Below are 21,679 nucleotides of genomic sequence, written 5' to 3' on the forward strand. Positions count from 1 at the left end.
ATGATGGAATGGCTACAACTCCTTTTGCCAGCCTGGATCATGGGCACTTTGCTGGTGTTCCTGACTGCACCCCTCGGCTGCTTGATGCTTTGGCGTCGCATGTCTTTTTTTGCAGACACCATGGCGCATGGCACTTTACTCGGTGTCGCCATTGCCGGTGCAATGAGTCTACCACTTTGGACAGGCGTTACATTGATTGCGCTCTTATTGGTTGCAATCTTATGGGTGTTACACGACCCTCGCTTGCCCAATGACGCTTTGCTCGCGCTATGTTCAGCAACACTCCTGTGCTCTGGCTTACTCTTCATACAACATTTGCCCAGCTTAAGACCTGAATTACTCAGCTATTTATTTGGTGATTTACTCACCATTTCTTGGTCAGATTTGCCTGTCTTTGCAATGGTGATCATTGTGGCACTGACCGTGCTGTATAAAAGTTGGCAATCGCAGATTCAGATTGCCATTGACCCCGATATTGCGGTCAGTGAAGGTGTCAGCGCTAAATGGCAACGTCTGATTTTTATGTTATTACTGGCATTATTTACCGTATTAGCTTTACGTGCTGTCGGCTCATTGCTGATGGGTGCATTGTTAGTGATTCCTGCATTAACCGCTCGTTTATTGGCAAATTCCCCGAAGCAAATGGTACTGTGGTCTTTCATCATTGCCCAAGTCGGTGTAACTGTAGGTTTATGGTCAAGTGCTGGTTTAAACACCTCTACAGGACTGACCATTGTATTAACTATGGCGCTGCTCTTTGCCCTGATTTTTATTCTACAAAAATTTAAGAAAGTGGCTTGAGTAGCAACGTTCATTGCTCAATTCGCGACATATCAAAATAAAAAAGCCATGCAACTGCATGGCTTTTTTTTGCACGTCAAATACGATGCTCAGAATCATCTAACTGGATTTATTGATGCACCAAACTCAATAAACTCGCCGCACAAGCAAATAGAACTGCAAAGGTACGATTCAAATATTTTTGTTGTTTGGGTGATTTTAATAATCGCAGTACTTTTGCAGCGAGACCGGTATACCCCGCCATGATAATCAGATCGATGCTAATCATCGTTGCAGCCATGATGACATATTGAATCCATTGGGGTTTGGATAAATCTAAAAACTGCGGCAAAACTGCCAACAAAAATACAATCGCTTTAGGGTTGCTCATATTGACCAAAAAGCCATGTAAAACTAATTTTGAACGTGATTTATTGGGTAAATCTTGTTGGATTTCAATTGACTCAGTTGGCGCTATCCACTGTAAATAAGCCAAATATAATAAATAGCCCACACCAAACCATTTCACGATTAGAAAAGCCCATGGTGTCGTCGCAAATAAGACCCCTGCCCCAGCTGCAACAATGGCGATCTGAACCAAAAGTGCCAATTGCAGGCCGATTGCATTCCAATACCCATGCTTAAACCCATAATTCAAACCACTCGACATAGACGCAATTGCACCTGCACCTGGGGAAACACTAATTACCCAACATGCCAACATGTATGCAATCCAGATTTGATAGGACATCATTAGCTCAAGTTTGAAATGGGTCTGTATTATATGACATTTACTCTATTTTCATGACAATAATGCACGCTAAAAGGCTAAATGAAGGCTACACTCTCAGCGCTGCTTAAGGCACAATATACACAGCCACTCAGAAATTATAATTTTTAGGAGCCATGAATGTCTGCTCAATCTGTAATTTTGCCATTACCCTCAGATCATGCTCGTTTTATTGTTTTACGTTTAAAAGAGTTAACGATTAGCGAATTAAAAGAACAACTTGAAGACTTATTTAATACTCGTGATCGTCTGATTACCCAACATCCTAATGCACAGATTAAAACGGCTGTGGCTTTTGGACCACAACTTTGGGCGCAACTTTACAGTCAAGCTCCGGCAGGCTTTAAACAACTTGATCCAATTCAAGGTTCATTTAACATGCCTGTAGTGCCAGCAGATGTGCTGATTCACATTGCGGCACAGCGTACAGATATTTGCTTTGCTTTAAGCCAAACTTTCTTTGATGGCATTCAAGATAAAGTGGAGGTTTTAGATGAGCGTGTTTGCTTCCGTAATTTCGATGGCCGTGACTTAACTGGCTTTATTGATGGTACTGAAAACCCTCAATTTCCAGATGACCGTGCTGAAACAGCATTATTAGCAGAAGATGCGGGTATTTTTGCTGATGGTTCTTTTGTCTTTGCACAGCGTTATGCACACAATTTAGATAAGTGGAAAAAGCTCAAAGTTGATGCACAAGAGCATGTGATTGGGCGTACCAAACTTGAATCGATTGAGTTAGATGAAAACGAACAACCTGAAAACTCACATGTATCACGTACAGTTGTTGAAGATGATGAAGGTGAAGAACTCGCAATTTTGCGTCATTCATTGCCTTATGGCGATGGCCGCGGTGACCAAGGTTTGTTTTTTATTGCTTATACCCATGACCTCAACATTATCGACAGCATGCTGGTTCGCATGTTCGGTACGAGCGGTGACGGTATTCACGACCGCTTACTACATTTTGTAACGCCAATGGACGGAGCGTATTACTTTGCGCCGAGTGAAGAGTTATTAGAAGAAGTTTTGGAAGACTGATTTTAAAAAGCCGACGAAAGTCGGCTTTTTTTTCAAAGAATATTGTTTTAAATACAATTTTTCTTGACATATTCATCATTAAACTTTAGCACCCTATTATCTATATCAAATAAACTTAAACAGGCTGGATATTTATTTATTTTAATTATCTTACCTTCATTATAATAGACCTCATTTCCACATTTAACGAAACAGCTTTCCATCTTCCCAATTTCATAGTTAACTGAAACTATTTTCCCACCTTTATAATCATAATTTTTATTAATTTGATAAAAATTATTATATGAAGTATTCCCATCAATAGGATTAATAAAAACAGCCTCATATTTAGCAATCAACATATTACTCTTAATGTCTTTTTTTTCATAAACTCTTACTAAATCTCCATCAAATTTCTCAATTGAAAAATAATCATGATGTATCGATTTAACAAATCTCTTACTACTTTCTTTTTTATAAAAATTATCAGGCAAAGCATAAACATTACCTAACACAATTAGATTTGTAAAAAACAATAGAAGCTTAATTTTCATTAATATGCTCTCTCAAAGACTTATATAAATCATTAACAATAATTTTTGAATTATTTACTAGTTTTTTTGCAATTTTTGGAGTTGTCATAAAACCAAATTCAACTAAAACTTTATATTTAGCATCATTTTTCCCACCATTACCCAAAACGGTTAAATCTATTCTTTTTTCAACTTTACCTGCAACTTGAGAATAGTTTTTTGCAATTTTTTCAGCTAATTTTTTATCATTATCATCAAAATAACACATTACAGCATAATTACCTTTCAAATTCTCAATACCATCACAATGTAATGAAATAAAATAATCTGCTTTAGCGGAATTTGAAATTAATTTCCTGTAGGTCAATGGTGAGGTAGTTGTTATTTTAAAATTTTTACATGAAGAAATACTAGGTATATCTGTATAATCAATCGTTTCCTTTTTATCCCTTGTTAGATAGACAATATGACCATCATTTTCAAATAATTCTTTTAATTCTAAAGCTCTGTCATATACATATTCAAATTCTGTAGGACTGCGTGGATCTTTAACATCTATAAACTCGAAATATTCATCAGCTTTATTAATAACTTCATCTGATAAGTCTTTCCAAGAGTAATTTTGACCAACAATAAAATTTTTATTTCCGAAGCTTTTTTTCAACTTTAGCAATCTGATTTGTGTCCCTCCATTCGCTTTTACTTTTTGATTACCAACAATTCCATGCCCAGGATCAATTACAATTATTTTCTTATTTTTTTCTTTATTAGCAGTATGTGTTGCATTTTGATATGGCGTGACTGTTTTTCCTTCTTCTAAACAACATCTATCAATTAAATCTTTATTTGCAGAAATAGCTCCATCCTCAAGAAAATATTTAGTTTTTTCTGCAATCTCAGCTTTATATATTTTTCCATCACCATTTATATCTAAACCGCTATTTCCATTGTACTTATTAACTCTTAGGCTAGCGTGTTTATCATTTTTATCAGATAGTTTATTTTTATCATCCGCAAATACAACGTGTTCACGTACTCCACTTGACGCTGGAAAAAGTACTTGCAAATAAAAATCTACAAATTCTAAATCTTTGTTTTCTAATTTTTTAAAATATTTTTCTACATATTCTAATTGCTGTACCTCGCTCATTTGAGCAAACTCTTTAACTCTTTTTAAATTTTGTAAATTTTTATCTTGAGAATTATAGTAATTTTTCACAATCTCTATAGTTACTTCTGTATTTAGCAATTCCTTAGCTGTATCAGGCATAAACTGGATTAAACCCGTAGCTCCTGAATTTTTTCTATTAGGAACATCAGCTTTAAATGTACCCCCTGATTCCCAAGCAAATACCGCCATTAAATTATTGGCCATTTTTAGTGGGTTTCTTGGCCATAATTTCTCACAAATTTCTACAACTTTCTTCCTAAATTCACATGTTACTTTCGCACCCCAAATAAGATCATAATCCCTACACATACATCGAATCTGTTGGTTATCGACTTTGATTTTAGGCTTCCCCGAATCCAACTCATGCTCTTGTTTTATTTCAATTTTCTCTCTTGAAGGTGTCGAAGGTGTCGAAGGTGTCGAAGGTGTCGAAGGTGTCGAAGGTGTCGAAGGTGTCGAAGGTGTCGAAGGTGTCGAAGGTGTCGAAGGTGTCGAAGGTGTCGAAGGTGTCGAAGGTGTCGAAGGTGTATTATGGTTCAACTTTAAAATTTGACCAACATATATCTGATTTATATTAACTATATTATTTAAATTTTTTAATTCACCTATTGATAGGCCTGTTTTAACAGCTATTCCACTTAAAGTATCCCCTCTTTTAACTTCATAAACATATGAATTTAATGAAATTTCATTATTTTTAGTGATAGATTTTTCATTTTTCTCACCAGTAGCCTTATAATTTGGATGAACTTGTATTTTTTGACCTTTATATATTTTATTTGCATCTTTAATTTTATTTAAACCACATAATAATGCAACAGTTGTATTATAATTTTTTGCTATATCAAATAATTTATCATTTTCTTTAACAGTATATGTAAATGGTTGCGATTTCCCTTCTTGTTTTTTATTTTCAATTTTTTTTAATTTTTTTATTAATACTTTTGGACTTCTGAAAATTTTCAAATCATTAACTTTATAAACACAATATAAGCCAACATATTTATATTCACCATTTGTCTTTTTTACAGAAACTCTTAATATATAACCTAAATTTTTACTAATTATGACTGTCTTTCCATCCTTACCACTCACTCCAGCAGCAATTACTTTATTTTTTAAATCTTCAACCTTATATTCTAAGTTAGATATAGGATTGAATAATAAGTCTAAAAATTGAAACTCTACATTGCCTTTCATAAAAATACTTTCCTGATTTTTTATATATCTTTTTCTTCTACATAGTCAAAATTTAAATCATCTTCACTAAGCCATTCAGGTGTTTCATAACCAACTAAAATATCAAATTCTTTTTGTTCATCTGAAAAATGATCTTGTGTTTGACCATCATCATCAAGATTTCCAGTTACATATGTATTTGTTTTACTATCTAAATATTGATATTCAATTTTTTGAAAATTTTCGCCAATAAATAAATTATATAAATCTAATTTATTACTATAGACACCATTACCAGGCAGCTTCGGCAACTGTGCATTTACAGTCGCTCCTCCCACAAAACTATGCTGCCCCGCCTTACTCTCAAACTTGCCGCCTGTCGTGGTAAATATTCCGCTGCCATTAATTTTCAGTTGCGAGCCCCCTGCGGTCAGCACGATTTCTTTAGGACTTGTAATTTCAATTTTATCTTCCGTTGAAATGAGCTTAATCACCTTTCGTGCAATTGCTTCAATAGCATCATCTTGGGCTTGTAATTCAACTTTCCCTTTTGCGGCATAAGCACTCAGGCCCTTTTGAGCCGCAAACAAACTGATTTTGTCTTGTGCATGCCCGACAATATTCTTTTGAGCACTGAAATTAATCGAACCTTGTGCACTTTCTGCAATATCCTGCGAGGCTTGTAAAACAATATCTTCCGGTGTGGTGAGTGCAATACCATTAGGTGATGCAAGCAACATCAACGCTTGGCGGAATAATTTGCCTTGTTCTTGTTTTGCCGCTGTATTGGATTTTTCTAAACCTTGCGCATAGCCTTCTATAAAGCCTTGTACTTTTTCTAATGCTTTTATGGGTGTCATCGCTGGTGGCAAACCAAAACCACCATTATTCAATAAATCATCAGGGTTAAATTTGATGTCTTCGATCAATTTACCCACATCTTTTAATGCTTTTAATGGATCCTCTTTTAGGTTACTTTTCAGACTTGCAACCCGCCCTTGAATCACATCCTTACCATTTTCTTCAATATGATCTATGACAGACTTTAAGTTATCAAAGGCATCTTCGGCATCATTAAAAAATGCTTTAAATTCTTTTACTGTACTTTTGATATCATGTGCGATTGAGCCGATTTCTTTGACAAAACTTTTGCAGTTTTTTAACGCTGCCAATGGGTCTCGACTTAGCTCCTCCTTGAACAAATTTAAAGTCGCTTTGACACCTTCAGTAGTACTTTTGATTTCTAAAGAGTTTATTAACTTCGGCAAACGATTAATCACATTTAATGCATCGGTCTGTTGCTTTACGGCTAAACCGCTCAGCATATTCATGCTCTGATGCCCTTGATTTAAAAGAGACTGAGCTTCAGCAGCAAGATGATCGGCAACTGCTTTATCCTGCGCATAGGTACTAATGAGTAAACCTTTACCTGCACGCATTGCTCCCCAAGCATCCGTTCGCAGCTCAAAACCCTCACCACGGCCATGGCTACTGTCTTGTTCTTTAGGATGGCTGAGATTACCTAAATTCAGCTGTGTCGCTGCATGACTACTTTGTAATTGGGTACTGATCTGCCCTGTCGTGTCATCAAAGCGCAGTTGGTTAAAGCCTGCTCCCGCAACTTCTTGTGAGCGGATACCACTGAGTTTTTTGGTTTCAGGAAGCTGACCTTTGAGGTCAAACATGGTCTGAGATCGCTCAGCCTCATGTATTCGTCCTACTACAAAGGGACGATCCACATCACCCTCAAAAAAGTCGATGACCACGATCTCACCAATACGAGGATGGAAACGTGCCCCATAACCTTCACCCGCCCATGGAGTCAGTACATCGACCCAAGCCGAGTCACTGTCATTATCATTACTCCCTGCTCCACCATCATGACTGTGGTCATCACTGCGGGTGAACGTAAACCGAACTTTGATACGCCCCCAAGCATCGACATAAATACTTTCACCTTCTGGACCGACCACTTTAGCCCGCTGTGGAAACGCAGGTGGCCGGTGTAATAAAGGATCATATTCAGGCACCACGGAAATTTGCCGACGGACCACATATAGGTCATTGGCCTGCCGTTCATCCCCTAAAGGTTGCCAACGGCTCGCCGCAAGTAACTTTTCTAATTGAACCAAAATATCTTTGGGTAAATTATTCTGGTTATAAAATGCTTTGCCCAATATGAGAAATTCACGATCTGTCGTTTGATGTTGATCGATTTCAGGATGATTTTCTAATTCAAACCAATACCCAACTTGTGCATCCCTTACGCTACTGCTGGCGGTAAAATATTTGGCTTGTAATTCCTGATATTGATTGAGTTGCCGATTCAACTGATCCAATTGCTGTGTATTTGAAGTGGTCGCCTGATCTGCACCTTTAAGATCAGTTGTCCAAGCCGAACTTACGGTCCAAGCCTGCTCTAAACTTAAGGTTTCATTATGCTGTTGCTCACTCTGTGCATGGGTGCTTAAGAGCGGATTACTTTGGTCTTGTGCCAAATATTGAGCTTGCCAACGCTGCGTTTGAATCGTGGTCGATTGTAAAAAACGTTCTGCCACAAAACTGGTGATCGTGTCTAAACGTTCCGTGGCATGACTCCGATGAAAGCGAATTTTTTTCCGCTCTAAAGCACTATAAGCCTGATTGGTATCAATTAAACGCAGCCGCTGTGCTTGCATTGGTGCAGCCGAAAATGCGACAAATAACTCAGCTTCATCAATTAACCAATTGATCCCTTCACTGCGCCAAAGGCGAGTTAAAAATGCATAATCACTTTCATTCGCCTGCATGGTGAATGGACGTACATCATAAGTACGTGCCAGCCCCTCTAAGTTCAAGCTTAAACTGGCAGCAAACAACGCACTTTTTTTCTGCCATTCACTAAAAATAATCTCGGTCATCTCCCGTACCGATTTATTCATAAAGACACGGCTGTTACGACGCTTATGCCAGAGTGCTGTCGCATCCTCAATCACCAGTTTATAAACGGTCAGTGCACCATCACTTTGACCTTGGCTAGCCCCAGTAATCACACCAGTCAGGCGACTGAGTTGTCCCAAATCTGTCACTTGATCGACAGCCACTCGGCCGCCTATAAACTGCTTTAAAGCCAGATGAGCATTGGTCGAGAGACAAATAATTTCCGCACGAAAGCCTTGATTAATACGGTGTTGACCTTCAATCCGTTGAATAAAAACTTCAGAATTTAGATGTTCATTTGAGAAATGAATGTGTAGCGCACGTTTCTGTACGCTAAAGCCAAAGTTTTCCACCATGGCGTGAATATTTTTAAGCATTGTTATTATGTATTTAATTTTTTTAATGACGGCATTTTAGGAAATGTTTATTTTTTCGTCTACCCTATTTTGCAAATAATTTGTTGAATTATTCTTTTTGGCTTTTGCATCACTTTAGGATTCAAGTTAATAGGAACATCAATACTGGATCATTTTTGCTGAGCTAACTTTTCGCAGTCGCTGAGATGCTGCTACACTCAAAATGCAACCTATTAAAAATTTTAAGCTCCATGATCACAATTGAATCCAAACTGCCTGCACAAGGTGTGACTATTTTTAGCGTCATGAGCGCAATGGCGCAGCGTCTAAATGCACTGAATTTATCTCAAGGTTTTCCTGATTTCCCTGCACCTCCTGCACTGTTAAATGCGCTAAGTGATGCGACGCAACAGAGTTTTAACCAATATGCACCCGGCGATGGACTGATGCATTTGCGTGAGCAATTGGTCCAACTGTTTGCCCATCGCGACCAATTAAATATTGACCCTCACACTGAAGTCACCATTACCCCGGGTGCAACCATTGGTATTTTTAGTGCCATTCAAGCTGTGGTTCATGCGGGTGACGAAGTGATTATTTTTGACCCGAGCTATGACAGTTATGCGCCCAGTGTAAAATTGGTTGGGGCTCATCCCATTCACATTGCCTTAGAGACGCCCCATTTTACTGTGGATTGGAATCGTGTTGCCGCTGCGATTAACGATAAAACCCGGATGATTATTGTCAATACACCGCATAATCCAACAGGTGCTATTTGGTATCGTGAGGACTGGCTCAACTTGATCGAACTGATTCAAGATAAAAATATTATTGTGCTATCAGATGAGGTCTATGAGCATTTAATTTTTGATGGTCGTCAGCATCTATCTGCTTTGTCATTTCCTGAGCTGCGTGAACGCAGTTTTGTCGTGGGCTCATTTGGTAAAACCTTTCACGTCACAGGTTGGAAAACCGGTTATTGCATTGCAGCGCCAGCCTTGATGAAAGTGTTTCGCCAAATCTATCAATTTGCCAATTTCTGTGGAGTTACGCCCGTACAAATGGCATTGGCTAACTTTATGGCAGAACATCCTGAGCACATTGCTGAATTGGCCCATTTTTACCAAGCTAAACGTGACCGGTTCAATGCGGGCTTAAGCCACTCTAGATTTGAGTTGATTCCATCGGCAGGTACCTATTTCCAAAACCTTGATTACAGTGCCATACGCCCAGATTTAAGCGATGTGGAAATGTGTCAGTTGTTGGCAGAACAACATAAAATCGTGGCGATTCCTGTCTCGGTATTCTATCAAAAACCGCCGGAAAATTTACGATTATTACGTTTCTGTTTTGCCAAACAAGATGCCACCTTAGATCGAGCTGCAGAGATTCTCTCCGCGGTTTAAAGCCGTATCTGCCCAAACGTTTTTTTAAAACAGACATGTAGAAATAATGAAGCCTTGGTTACTCAAAAACTAAGGCTTTTTTGAATGCCAACATGATAGTGTTATCAGTAACTTAAAATCATAAAAAGCCGCGTCTAGGACCTGAGCATGTCAAAACAACAGTCCCTCGTTACTCAGCAAAATTTATGGAAAACGTTTTTAGTTTTTCTGGTGCCTTTGATCGCCACCAATATTTTGCAGAATTTATCTGGGACCATTAACACCGTTTTTGTCGGTCAGATGCTTGGGGTGCATGCCATTGCAGCCGTTGCGGTATTTTTCCCGATCTTGTTCTGTTTAATGGCTTTTGTGATCGGGCTCTCGGCAGGTGCAACCGTGTTGGTGGGGCAAGCTTGGGGCGCGCAGAATCTTGAAAAAGTTCGTACTGTGGTAGGTTCCACCCTGTTTATGACCTTGATTGGTGGCAGCATCATTGCCTTTTTAGGGGTGATATTTGCCAAGCCCATTTTATTGGCCTTAGGCACAGCCCCTGACGTGATGCATTTATCTTTGCCTTATGTGCAATGGATGCTTGCGGGTAGTCCACTACTCTTTATTTATATTATTTACACCTCGATTTTGCGTGGGGTCGGTGACAGTACAACACCGCTGATTGCATCGGGTATGACCATTGGTTCAGGGCTGATCATTACACCCGTGCTGATTGCCGGAAAATTTGGATTTCCAAGTTTAGGCATTATTGCCCCTGCCATTGCCAGTCATATCGGCTTTTTAATTGCCTTGGTATTTTTATATTTCTACTTAAAAAAGAAAGATCACCCGCTCAAACTCGACTTCGAGTTGATTCGTCATATTCGCCATCAACATGATCTCAGCAAAATTATCTTAAAACTAGGCATTCCTACGGGTATTCAGATGGTCACGACCTCTGTGGCTGGTCTCGTCATTGTCGGTTTAGTGAACCGCCATGGTGCTGATGCTACTGCTGCATATGGCGCGGTCAATCAGGTTTTGAACTATATCCAATTCCCGGCCTTGTCCATCGCGATTGCGGCTTCTATTTTTGCAGCACAAGCCATCGGTTCAGGTCATTCTGAATTAATTAATCGTGTGAAACGTACGGCCATCGGGATGAATTTCATTATTACTGGTATCTTGGTGGCATTGGGCTATTTGTTCTCTAAATATTTAATGGCGCTGTTTATTACAGATCCTGAAGTTGTGGTTCTCGGTCAAGAATTACTGTTCATTGTGCTTTGGTCGATTTTATTTTTTGGTGCCAGTGCGATTTTTGCTTCCATTATGCGGGCTAGCGGAACGGTGACCGTGCCGATGATTATTAATATTATGGCGATTATTTGCATTGAAGTGCCGTGTGCCTACCTATTCAGTGAATGGTGGGGCTTAAAAGGCATTTGGTATGCCTATGCTTTGGCTTTTGTCAGCTTATGTATTTTACAAGGGCTGTATTACCAACTGGTATGGAGACGAAAAGCCATCAAAGTATTGCTATAAAGTTTGCTAATAGCGTTCAATGCCAATACACGCTTTAAGTTTACATATGGAAAATCTTGTACTGATCCATGCATAAAGTTTGCCGTTAAACTGCTGTTTATTTTTCAACATTTGGTTTTATATCCTGTTGATTTATCTACACCTAGAACCAATTAAAATTAAAAATTGCATATTTTCAAACAATTACGGTTTGGCATAGATTTTGTTCTTATCCCTTTTATCTTTTAAGAATAATTGGGATGAGAAATTTTTTATGTCTAAACGTCAAATAAAGCTTGGGGCTTTTATTCCAACCACCTCACAGCATGTCGCGGGTTGGCGCCACCCAGAATCTCGCCCACAAGATCATCTCAATATTGATTATGCAATTGAACTGGCAAAAACCGCAGAACGTGGTCTATTCGATGCCTACTTTCTTGCCGATGGTCTGTCTGTCCGTTGGAGTTCTGCTGTCGAAGGTGAGAAAGGTTTGGGCGATAAAGGCGTCGGCTTTGAACCTGTTACATTGTTTGCTGCACTGTCGGCTGTGACGCAAAATATAGGCTTTATTGCCACAGCATCCACGACTTATGAAGACCCTTACATTTTGGCGCGTAAATTTGCTTCTTTAGATCATATTTCTAAAGGTCGTGCTGCGTGGAATGTGGTAACGACAGCTTCTGCCGATGCCGCAAAAAACTTTAATATTCAGCAGCACCCTGAACCCAAAGAGCGTTACGAACGTGCCGATGAATTTATTGAGGTGACTCAAAAACTTTGGGACTCATGGGAGGATGATACCTTCCATTACAACAAAGAAACTGGGCAATTTTTTGATGCCCGAAAACAACATCAGCCCAATCATCAGGGCCAATACTATCAGGTACTGGGTGCTCTCAACGTCTCTCGCCCACCGCAAGGCTATCCGGTGATTGTTCAAGCTGGGCAATCTGAAGATGGTCGTGAACTAGCCGGTAAATATGCCGAAGTGATTTTTACAGCACAGCAGAACTTAGCAGATGCGCAAGCCTTTTATCGTGATGTCAAAAACCGCTTAGTGAAATATGGCCGCCATGCAGATGACCTGAAAATTATGCCGGGGGTTTCGATTTTTGTTGCCAAGACAGAGCAAGAAGCCCAAGAAAAATATGACTTTTTAAATAACTTAATTCACCCAGAAGTGGGTTTAAGTTTATTGTCTGCTTTGGCAGGTGGCATTAATCTGGCCAAATTTGATCTAGATGCCCCTTTCCCGAAAATAGAAGATGCAGACATTAATTTCTCCAGTCGTCAGCAGATGATGATTGATATTGCCCGGAAGCACAATTTTAGTATTCGTCAGCTCTATCAATATATCGCTTCAGCCCGTGGACATTGGACCTTGATCGGCACGCCTGAACAAGTCGTAGACCAACTGCAGGAATGGTTTGAGAATGACGCTGCCGATGGTTTTAATGTCCTGCCGCCAACAACACCTGCGGGGTTAAATGACTTTGTCGATCTCATCGTTCCTGAACTGCAACGTCGCGGTCTATTCCGAACGGCTTATGAAGGCAAGACCTTACGAGAAAACTTAGGTTTAAAACGACCTGAAAACCAATATGTTTTAGAAAAAAGACATACCTCCCAAGCCTCATAAACCAACGTTTAATAAAACTGAAAAACAAATGCCCCAACTGGGGCATTTTTATGGACTGATATTAATCCAACTTAAGCGATGATCATACTGACCTATATTTGATAAGCCTAAAAAAAGCCCTGAATTCAGGGCTTTTACATTGTCTAGGTGATGGTCAATTCAGACTTACCATGCAAATTTATAATCGGCAAATCGGTGAGATAAAGGTTCAAGCAACTGATCTTTTACTGGATCACTAAAGTCAGTCAAAATGTCATTTTTAATATTGGTCAGACGGACATCTTCGCGTTTACGCGGATGGGCTAAATGAATATCTACAATACGTTTAATTCGTCCCGGATGTGGCTGCATGACCACTACCCGATCACCCAAAAATACCGCTTCTTCGACATCATGGGTGACAATAATCATGGTGATTTTTTCACTTTGCCAGATTCGCTGTAATTCATCCTGTAAATTTTGCCGCGTCAATGCATCGAGTGCGCCAAAGGGTTCATCAAGCAGTAAAATCTGTGGTCGATTCACCAAACTCCGGGCAATCGCCACACGTTGATTCATCCCACCAGACAACTGCGAAGGATAAGCATCTTTAAATTGGGTTAATTTGACCAACTCTAAATGTTCATCAATCAATACATCTTCTTCTGCACGGCTAAACTGGCTTTTATGCAATGCAATCCGTACATTTTCCCGTACCGTCAACCATGGAAACAGGCGATGATCTTGAAACACGATACCACGTTCCAAACTCGTGCCCTGTATAGGCTGACCATCAACCAAAATCTGGCCCTGAAACTGACGCTCTAGACCAACCAACAACCGTAATAATGTGGATTTTCCGCAGCCACTACTTCCCACAATACTAATGAACTCACCCGGCTGAATATTCAGGTTAATGTCCTTAAGTACGGTTAAGTCTTCTTGCTTTTGTGTGGGATAATGTTTCGTTAGCTGCTGAATAGAAACCGAACCAGCTTGTTCTACGCTCATATCATTATTCTCTATTTGTGCTGACAAACTTTGCTGGACTAAACCTTAAAGTTTAGCCAGTGACACTTCCGTCGATTTAATTAACACCACCACCTCTGAACCTACTTTTAAATCTAAATCCTTCACCGAACGCGTCGTGATCACGGACGTAAAAAAGCCCGCTTTGGTTTCCACATCAATTTCTGAAACCACAGGACCCACTACGATTTCATTAATCACGCCTTTGAATTGGTTTCGCACATTTACTGAAGTAATCGCCATTTTAATTATGCCTTTTGTTATTAAGAGAGCTTTACTATAAAACAGTTCAATCACTTGCTATATCTTGATTTATCCTTTAGTTATCCCGATTTTATTTATCTTAAAATCAGATAAATAATCCACGCATGAATTTATCGGTGAAACTGATATTTAAATATCGAATTATTATTTATCTTTTATTTTTAAATCTTTCATCATGATCTGCATTTTCAACAACTATAAGAAACGATATGTCTATTTTGACCCACCCTGCAGTGCCCTCTGCACTGAAACATAAACGGGCAACAGCGACGGTCTTTGCAGACCCGTTATCGCAAGCGTTGTTGTCTCGAATTGAACAAATTGCACCAAGTGAGGCCAATGCACTCATCATTGGTGATACAGGCACAGGAAAAGAGTTAGTTGCACGCCAAATCCACCAATTAAGCCATCGTGCCAAAGGTCCATTTATCGCAGTGAACTGTGGTGCCTTTACCGAATCATTAGTCGAAAGCGAATTATTTGGACATGAAAAAGGAGCCTTTACAGGGGCAATTAATAGCCGTGTCGGTTGGTTTGAAGCAGCCCATAATGGCACCTTATTTTTAGATGAAATTGGTGACCTGTCCTTGCCTATGCAAGTCAAATTACTCCGTGTTTTACAAGAAAGAGAGATCGTTCGAGTCGGCTCACTCAAATCCATTCCAATTAATGTCCGAATCATAGCCGCAACCAATGTCGATTTAGAGCATGCCGTACAGGACGGGCGTTTCAGGGAAGATTTATTCTACCGCTTACATGTGGCGTTGCTACGCATTCCACGTCTCTCAGAGCGTCGTAGTGACATTTTGCCTTTGGTTAAACACTTCATTCAGGTCTATCAAACCAACCCACATGACACACCATTACGCCTCAGCCCATTGGCGCTCAAGAAACTCCATTTACATAGCTGGCCGGGAAATATTCGCGAATTAGAAAATACCATTCAACATGCGATTTTAGTCAGTGAAAAAGGTGTGATTGAACCAGAAGATATTAGTTTTTCGAGTATTCAAAGTGCATCGTCGTTTTCGCGTGCAGAACCTTTTAACTTACAAAATGCCACCTCTGCTGTAGCCAACATCAAAGATATTCAAGATGCTGGACAGTTACTTGAGCAGACCTTTTTACAAATTTTTCAAGCCGCAAATCAACTTAAGCATGACAATATTAATGATCTGATTGAAGAAAAATTTATCCGAAGTGCGTATCAGCACTGTCAATACAATCAAGTGCATACGGCTCGTTTGCTTGGAGTGACAAGGAACGTGATTCGCACTCGCCTAATTAAATATGGCTTATTATAAATAAGTCATATTTTTATTTACTCCACATTAAAATAATAATCACAAAAACTGATACATAAATATTCATCTACATTATTCTTTATTCATTGCATTATTTTAAGTATAAAAAATCAGTAATAAAAAACCTCGGTATATCCCGAGGTTTTTATTTATTTTTCCATTTTGTCTAGATTATTCCACGGGGTTTCGTTTCCACGCTGTAAAGTATTTTTCTAGTCCAATCAAGAAATAGTTAAAGGATAAGCCTACGAGGGTAATGACTAATATGCCTACAAACATTTGTGGAATTTCAAAGCTAAATTGCGAATAAATAATCAGATATCCCAGACCTGCTTTGGCACCAAACATTTCTACTGCAACTAAGGCCAAAATAGAAATTGCCCCTGCTAGACGGATACCGACAAAAATCGTCGGAACCGACGCAGGCAGAATCACTTTTCGGAACAATTGATAGGGTTTTAGGCCCATGGTTCGTGCCGATTTAATCAGTAAAGGATCGACCGTTTGTACGCCTGTAATAGTGTTTAATAAAATCGGCCATGTGCACGCGTAGACCAACAGACTGATTTTTGAGGTTTCACCAATGCCTAAAAATAAGATAAACAGCGGCATTAACGCCAATGCTGTGGTATTTCGAAACAATTCTAACAATGGATTTAAGGTTTCAGCCACGAGCTTGTACCAACCAATGATGAGACCTAAAGGAATGGCGATCGCTAGGGCCAAAATGAAACCAATAATGGAACGCTTTATACTGGCCAAAAAATGGATGCCTAATTGACCGCTTTGATATAGCTGCCATGTGGTTTCCAATACTACAGATAACGGCGGTAAGAAAGCCGGATTGACCACACCACTCCGCGGCAGAATCTCCCACAGCAAGAAAAAAGCTACAATGGCAATGGTGCGTTTAAATACCGTGTTTAACCAAGTGAATTGTAGTCTGGGTTTAATGTCGTTATACGATTGCGTATAACTGATGGCTTGTTTAGTCGATGACATAAATAAATCCTCTGAATATTTTAGTTATGTGCAAGCTGTTTATGTTTTTCGAGGGCTTGCGCTTTAATCACTTCTTCACTGAGCAATGACCAAATTTTATGGCGAATTCGGCCATATTCAGGCAATGAACGGACATCTTCACTGGAGCTGCGCAGGCTTTGCGGAATTTCAATCACTTCCTTAATTCGCCCCGGTCTTGAGGTCATAATCGCCACTCGCTGACTCAGATAAATTGCTTCATCAATACTGTGAGTAATAAAAACAATGGTTTTTTTCGAGCTTTTCCAGATATTGATCAGCTCGGCTTGTAAGGTTTCTCGGGTTTGCGCATCTAGGGCAGCAAAGGGCTCATCCATTAATAAAATTTCTGGTTCATAAGCCAAACTTCGGGCAATCGCAACCCGCTGTTTCATCCCGCCGGAAAGCTCATTCAGATAATGCTTTTCAAAGCCACTGAGACCCACAAGCTGCAAATAGTATTCGGCTTTTTCACGGCGTTCTTTCTTTGCTACGCCTTTGGCTTCTAGACCAAATTCAATATTTTCCAGTGCGGTTAACCATGGATAGAGCGCATATTGCTGGAACACAATGCCACGGTCTAAACCCGGTTGAGTAATCTGCTTGCCACTCAGTAAAATCTGCCCTGCCGACGGTTTGGTTAAACCCGCAATTAAATCTAATAATGTAGATTTTCCGCAGCCACTTGGCCCCACGATTGAAACAAATTCACCCGGCTGAATATCCAAAGTGACATTTTCTACAGCAACAAATTCAGGCTTATAGTTTTTACTGCCGACATGGTTTTGTGCAGGAAATACCTTACGCACGTGATCTAAATGTAATGCACTGGTCATTGTTATATTCCTTTTGATTTTTGGTCTTTCGCATAGGGATTAAATTCATTGCTATAGATGCGACTAACCTCAATTTGATGCGGTTTTAATTTGTGTTCTTTTTCTAAGGCACTCACCCATGGGGCAAAATCCTGATCTTTTTGCACGCCACCGACTTCGTGAACACCTGTACCTGTGTAATATGGAATCAGTGCTGTATTTTCATTGCGTTGGCGTTTTTCGATAATACTTTCCATACGAGCAATGATTTGCTCTTTCGGCGTGTTGTGTAACCATTCCTGTGCTTTGGCTACGCCACTGACAAAAGTACGAGCCAACTCGGGATGTTCTTGAATAAACTCTCCTCGCATCGAAAAACTCCCTGCGGTAAAGGGGCCGTATAAATCAATATCTTTAAAGATGCTGCGTACACCACCATTTTTTAAGGCACGTTTTTCCAAAATGCCAGAGAACACTGCAATATCAATTTGCCCATTCCTTAAGGCTTGTTCTGAGCTCACCGGTGGCAACATAATCAGCTCAACTTGACGGATTTCATCATCGGTTAATCCATGGCGAGCCAAATAATCTTTCACCACAAAGTCATAATGCGCCCCGTAGGCATTCACTGCGACTTTCTTGCCAATAAAGTCTCGTGGGCTACGAATAGGACTATTTTCTAGCACATAAAAACCCACGTTTTGTTCAGCATCACTGCCATAAGAAGCCACTACGGGAACGACATCTAGACCCGCAGCGATGACTTTCACCACAGCACCATTAAAGGCTCCGGCGAAATCAACATCTCCTGCCACCAAGGTGAGTAAATCTTGTGGCCCACCTTGTACTGAGCCGACATAGCTGAGTTTAACGTCGCCTAAATAGCCCAAGTCTTGTGCTAATTCAGGTAAGGACACCAGTCCCGGATAGCTTTGATATCGGAGTTCTTTTAAAGCCTCTTGCTGAGGTTCATCCACTCGCTGCGTGCTGCAACCCACCAAGGCTGTGCCACCGACCAATGCTGCAAGGAACATATTGCGCCAGAGTGGAGGAATGTTATGGATTGTCATTTTTTTCATTGTTATGTTCTCCTATCCAACCTGCTGCCAAGCTAAAACTTTACGTTCAACCCAAGTCAGTACCGTATTGAGCAACACGCCTACAGCACCAATCAGCAACATGCCAAAAATAATCAGTTCGACATCAAAAGCCTGACGCCCTTGAATCACGATATTGCCCAGACCATTGCCATAGTTCGCCAATAAAAATTCAGAGCCGATGGTGGCAAGCCATGCGAAAATCAGCCCAAGTTGTAAACCGACAAAAATCTGCGCCGAAGCACCGGGTAATATCAATTTACGAAACGCGTATGTCTTGGGAAATTGGTAGACTTCGGCCACTTCACGATATTTATGCGAAATACTGCTCACGCCTTCAAAGGTATGTAGCGCCACGGGGTAAAACACCGACAAAGTAATAAACAGCACTTTGGCGCCATGTCCCGCACCTAAAAAAGTCGAAATTAGTGGCAACCATGCAAACAGTGAAATTTGACGCAATACATGAAAGCTCGGTGCAAATAACCAATTCGAAAGGCGTGAACTCGCGATTAAGATGCCAAATAACACACCTGCTATCGCACCTATGCCATAGCCGATAAAATTTCGCGCCAAACTTTCGCCAAAACCTGTCAAAAAGCTCGGTTGTTGGAGCACGGTCACTGCTTTTTTCAGCACGAGCCATGGACTAGGAATCAACTTCGGATCGACCCAGTTTTGCTGTGAAGCCAAAGCCCACAGTGCGATAAATGTCACAGGTAGAACGAGTGCTTTTACTGCTTTAACTAAGACTTGGTGCGCTGCCCCGTGTAATGAAAGAATGCTCATGAGTTCCCTCCTACTCGAGTTGCGTGAAAGCGCGCAGTTTTTTCTAACCAAGCCAGCAAGGTATCTAAGACATAGCCCGTAATACCAATCAGAATGATCGCCATGAAGATCAAGTCCATCTGCATTAGCTGACGTCCCCACACCATGAGATAACCAATTCCTTCACTACTTGCTAATAACTCGACAAAAACCAATGCCAACCACGCCTGCATAATGCCTTGACGTAAACCACTGATCACACTGGGTAGTGCAGCTGGGAAAATCACTTCTTTGAATTTCTGCCAATTGCTGTATTGGTAAACCTCTGCCACTTCCATCAAACTATTCGGCACATGAGTAATGCCCTTATAGGTTGCAATCAACAGCGGTGGTAACACAGCCAATGAAATAGCGGCAATCTTCAAAGCCTCATCGATGCCTAAGAAAATCATCAATAATGGAATCCAGCCAACAATCGGAAATTGAGCAACAAGATTCACCGTCGGAAAAATAAAGTCCCGACTACGTTTGGCCAATCCCAACACAGTACCAAGCAAAATCCCGACACTGGCACCAAGCAAGACACTCCATAAAATACGTTTGGCACTGATGGCAAAATGAAAACTCAATTCACCGCTTTGCCATAATTGAACTGTGCTTTTCCACACCAGACTCGGTGCAGGTAAAATCTGCTCAGGCAACCACTGTTTAAGTGTTGCCACATACCATAGACCGAACAACAAAACTGGCATCAGGAGTCCACACGCCACTTGCAAAGTTAGTTTTAAATAGGTCTTAAAAAAATCCAACGCACTTCGGTCACTTTGCAAGGGAACCGAATGTGCAGATACATCCGTAAGGCTCATAATTCTTGTCCTTTTACGCTCTGTTCTGAGACATCAGGTTTTAAAAATTGAATAAATTCCTGATCTTTGCTGATCAAAATAATCAGACCAATAAACACCAGCCCGATTGGTAAAAATAAGTTTTGTAGTCCAACCTGTGCGCCAAATACGGCGCCTATCAAGCCACCCAACAGTCCACCCGAAGGTCCGACGAGGGCTAAAATTGGAGAAATCTTAGCCATCGCGGTTTGCTCACCCACTCGGGCGAAAGACATAAAATTGGCGATATGCAACATACCGAGTCCAAGTCCAAACATGACCGAAGCAGGCCACATCAACAGCGTGATCTTGGTTAGGGCTAAGATCAGTAATGCCGTTGCCATCAGGCTTAGGCCAATCAAATAAAATTTTTGATATCCCATCAGCTCAGCCAAACCGCCCATGCTAAATAGCGATCCCACAAACACAATGCCTTGTACGGTCAGCAGCATCACTGCCATTGGCTCCGAAAGTGCAAAACTTTGGATAGCAATCACCACAATGAAAAAGCCAAAGTAGTTATTTGCCATGCTGCTCAAAAATTCCAATATGCAAACAATCCGCAGTGAGGCATGGGTTTTGATGAGTGCCAAAGGCGCCACAATATCTCGCCATTGAAAATGCGGGCGATTCGTCGCTTGTGGAGTGCTACGTTGAAAGCACCACGGAGCCAACAGCAAGGTGCCTAAAAAAAGCAAAGACACCACATAAAAACTTCCGCCATAGCCGAAATGCTCGATCAACAACACGCTCAATGCAGGCGCAATCAGGAAATATCCCATCATGTGCGAACCGCGAAACCAACCCGCACGGGCTGGACCTAAACGTTTTAAGTTGCTCAAAAAAACGGTATTGATCGAAACAAAGCGCATGGGTAAGATAAAACTTACTAAGGCTGTGACTGCAAAGAGATACCATGCACCGGCTTTGAGTGGCGTTAAGCTATAGACCACAGCGCCCAACACACTGCCGATGCAGAATATTTTCAAAGACCCAAAGCGCTGTACCAACACGCCAATCGGCAATGCCATGATCAAAATGCCAAAATTTTGCGCTGCAGAAATTAGCCCCAATTGCAATTCGGTGGCTTCTAAATGCACGGCATACAAGGAAATTAATACCCGTGCGACACCCACACCCAGTCCAGCCAAAATCGTGAGCAGCACAAAACTGCTCATAAATTTAGTGGTTAATGGACTGGCAATTACATTGCTTTCAATCGGACGACTCAT

At 40.6% G+C, this 21,679-nt stretch carries 18 protein-coding genes; 6 read left to right on the forward strand and 12 right to left on the reverse strand.

Annotated elements, in window-relative coordinates; translation table 11 throughout:
* The gene (gene znuB / locus FTU29_RS13930) at positions 1–801 is read left to right on the forward strand and encodes a zinc ABC transporter permease subunit ZnuB (protein ID WP_111885884.1); all 801 of its coding nucleotides are present in this window, start codon (positions 1–3) and stop codon (positions 799–801) included.
* 109 nt (positions 802–910) lie between these two features.
* Here znuB and FTU29_RS13935 read toward each other — a convergent pair whose 3' ends face one another.
* Positions 911–1,531: a LysE family transporter gene (locus tag FTU29_RS13935; protein WP_180122440.1), complete on the reverse strand. Its 621-nt coding sequence runs from the start codon at positions 1,529–1,531 to the stop codon at positions 911–913.
* A gap of 159 nt (positions 1,532–1,690) precedes the next feature.
* Between FTU29_RS13935 and FTU29_RS13940 the strand changes: the two genes are divergently transcribed.
* On the forward strand, positions 1,691–2,611 hold the full coding sequence (locus FTU29_RS13940) for a Dyp-type peroxidase (RefSeq protein ID WP_180122442.1): 921 nt from the start codon (positions 1,691–1,693) through the stop codon (positions 2,609–2,611).
* Between the two features lie 47 nt (positions 2,612–2,658).
* Here FTU29_RS13940 and FTU29_RS13945 read toward each other — a convergent pair whose 3' ends face one another.
* The 3 genes from FTU29_RS13945 to FTU29_RS13955 are packed head-to-tail and all read right to left on the reverse strand — an operon-like array spanning position 2,659 to position 8,769.
* On the reverse strand, positions 2,659–3,144 hold the full coding sequence (locus tag FTU29_RS13945) for a hypothetical protein (protein WP_180116347.1): 486 nt from the start codon (positions 3,142–3,144) through the stop codon (positions 2,659–2,661).
* Entirely contained in the window at positions 3,134–5,494 is a 2,361-nt protein-coding gene (locus FTU29_RS13950; protein ID WP_180122444.1) for a LysM peptidoglycan-binding domain-containing protein, read from the reverse strand. The genes FTU29_RS13945 and FTU29_RS13950 overlap by 11 nt, the downstream gene beginning before the upstream one ends.
* Before the next feature lie 20 nt (positions 5,495–5,514).
* On the reverse strand, positions 5,515–8,769 hold the full coding sequence (locus tag FTU29_RS13955) for a type VI secretion system Vgr family protein (RefSeq protein WP_180122446.1): 3,255 nt from the start codon (positions 8,767–8,769) through the stop codon (positions 5,515–5,517).
* Positions 8,770–8,999: 230 nt separating this feature from the next.
* On the opposite strand from FTU29_RS13955, the gene FTU29_RS13960 reads away from it, so the two are divergent.
* From FTU29_RS13960 to FTU29_RS13970, 3 genes are all read left to right on the forward strand, one after another.
* Positions 9,000–10,154: a methionine aminotransferase gene (locus tag FTU29_RS13960; RefSeq protein WP_180122448.1), complete on the forward strand. Its 1,155-nt coding sequence runs from the start codon at positions 9,000–9,002 to the stop codon at positions 10,152–10,154.
* 147 nt (positions 10,155–10,301) lie between these two features.
* Positions 10,302–11,669, forward strand: coding sequence for an MATE family efflux transporter (locus FTU29_RS13965; RefSeq protein ID WP_180003516.1), 1,368 nt, complete (start codon positions 10,302–10,304; stop codon positions 11,667–11,669).
* Between the two features lie 253 nt (positions 11,670–11,922).
* On the forward strand, positions 11,923–13,287 hold the full coding sequence (locus FTU29_RS13970) for an LLM class flavin-dependent oxidoreductase (protein ID WP_180122450.1): 1,365 nt from the start codon (positions 11,923–11,925) through the stop codon (positions 13,285–13,287).
* A 165-nt stretch (positions 13,288–13,452) separates the two neighbouring features.
* On the opposite strand, the gene FTU29_RS13975 is transcribed toward FTU29_RS13970, so the two are convergent.
* Together FTU29_RS13975 and FTU29_RS13980 are read right to left on the reverse strand one after the other, a co-directional pair.
* Positions 13,453–14,277, reverse strand: coding sequence for an ABC transporter ATP-binding protein (locus FTU29_RS13975; protein ID WP_078194037.1), 825 nt, complete (start codon positions 14,275–14,277; stop codon positions 13,453–13,455).
* Positions 14,278–14,322: 45 nt separating this feature from the next.
* Entirely contained in the window at positions 14,323–14,538 is a 216-nt protein-coding gene (locus FTU29_RS13980) for a molybdopterin-binding protein (protein ID WP_180122452.1), read from the reverse strand.
* Positions 14,539–14,768: 230 nt separating this feature from the next.
* Between FTU29_RS13980 and FTU29_RS13985 the strand changes: the two genes are divergently transcribed.
* Positions 14,769–15,863 carry a sigma-54-dependent Fis family transcriptional regulator gene (locus tag FTU29_RS13985; RefSeq protein WP_180122454.1) on the forward strand — a complete coding sequence of 365 codons (1,095 nt, stop codon included), beginning with the start codon at positions 14,769–14,771 and terminating at the stop codon, positions 15,861–15,863.
* A 171-nt stretch (positions 15,864–16,034) separates the two neighbouring features.
* Here the strand turns inward: FTU29_RS13985 and FTU29_RS13990 are convergent, their stop codons facing one another.
* From FTU29_RS13990 to FTU29_RS14015, 6 genes are read right to left on the reverse strand one after another with little or no spacing between them, the layout of a single operon-like run.
* Complete coding sequence (locus FTU29_RS13990; RefSeq protein WP_078194039.1) at positions 16,035–16,865, reverse strand: ABC transporter permease; 831 nt, start codon at positions 16,863–16,865, stop codon at positions 16,035–16,037.
* A gap of 20 nt (positions 16,866–16,885) precedes the next feature.
* A complete protein-coding gene (locus FTU29_RS13995; RefSeq protein ID WP_180122456.1) occupies positions 16,886–17,719 on the reverse strand; it encodes an ABC transporter ATP-binding protein in 834 nt (277 codons plus the stop codon).
* A 2-nt stretch (positions 17,720–17,721) separates the two neighbouring features.
* Positions 17,722–18,777, reverse strand: coding sequence for an ABC transporter substrate-binding protein (locus FTU29_RS14000; protein WP_257226934.1), 1,056 nt, complete (start codon positions 18,775–18,777; stop codon positions 17,722–17,724).
* Positions 18,778–18,789: 12 nt separating this feature from the next.
* Complete coding sequence (locus tag FTU29_RS14005; RefSeq protein WP_180122458.1) at positions 18,790–19,584, reverse strand: ABC transporter permease; 795 nt, start codon at positions 19,582–19,584, stop codon at positions 18,790–18,792.
* Positions 19,581–20,429 (reverse strand): ABC transporter permease, encoded by an 849-nt coding sequence (locus tag FTU29_RS14010; protein WP_180122460.1) that lies wholly within the window; start codon positions 20,427–20,429, stop codon positions 19,581–19,583. Before FTU29_RS14010 ends, FTU29_RS14005 begins: the two co-directional genes overlap by 4 nt.
* Positions 20,426–21,679 (reverse strand): MFS transporter, encoded by a 1,254-nt coding sequence (locus tag FTU29_RS14015; RefSeq protein ID WP_180122462.1) that lies wholly within the window; start codon positions 21,677–21,679, stop codon positions 20,426–20,428. Before FTU29_RS14015 ends, FTU29_RS14010 begins: the two co-directional genes overlap by 4 nt.

The sequence above is a fragment of the Acinetobacter sp. YH12086 genome (assembly GCF_013419345.1).
GTDB classification, from domain to species: Bacteria; Pseudomonadota; Gammaproteobacteria; order Pseudomonadales; family Moraxellaceae; genus Acinetobacter; species Acinetobacter amyesii.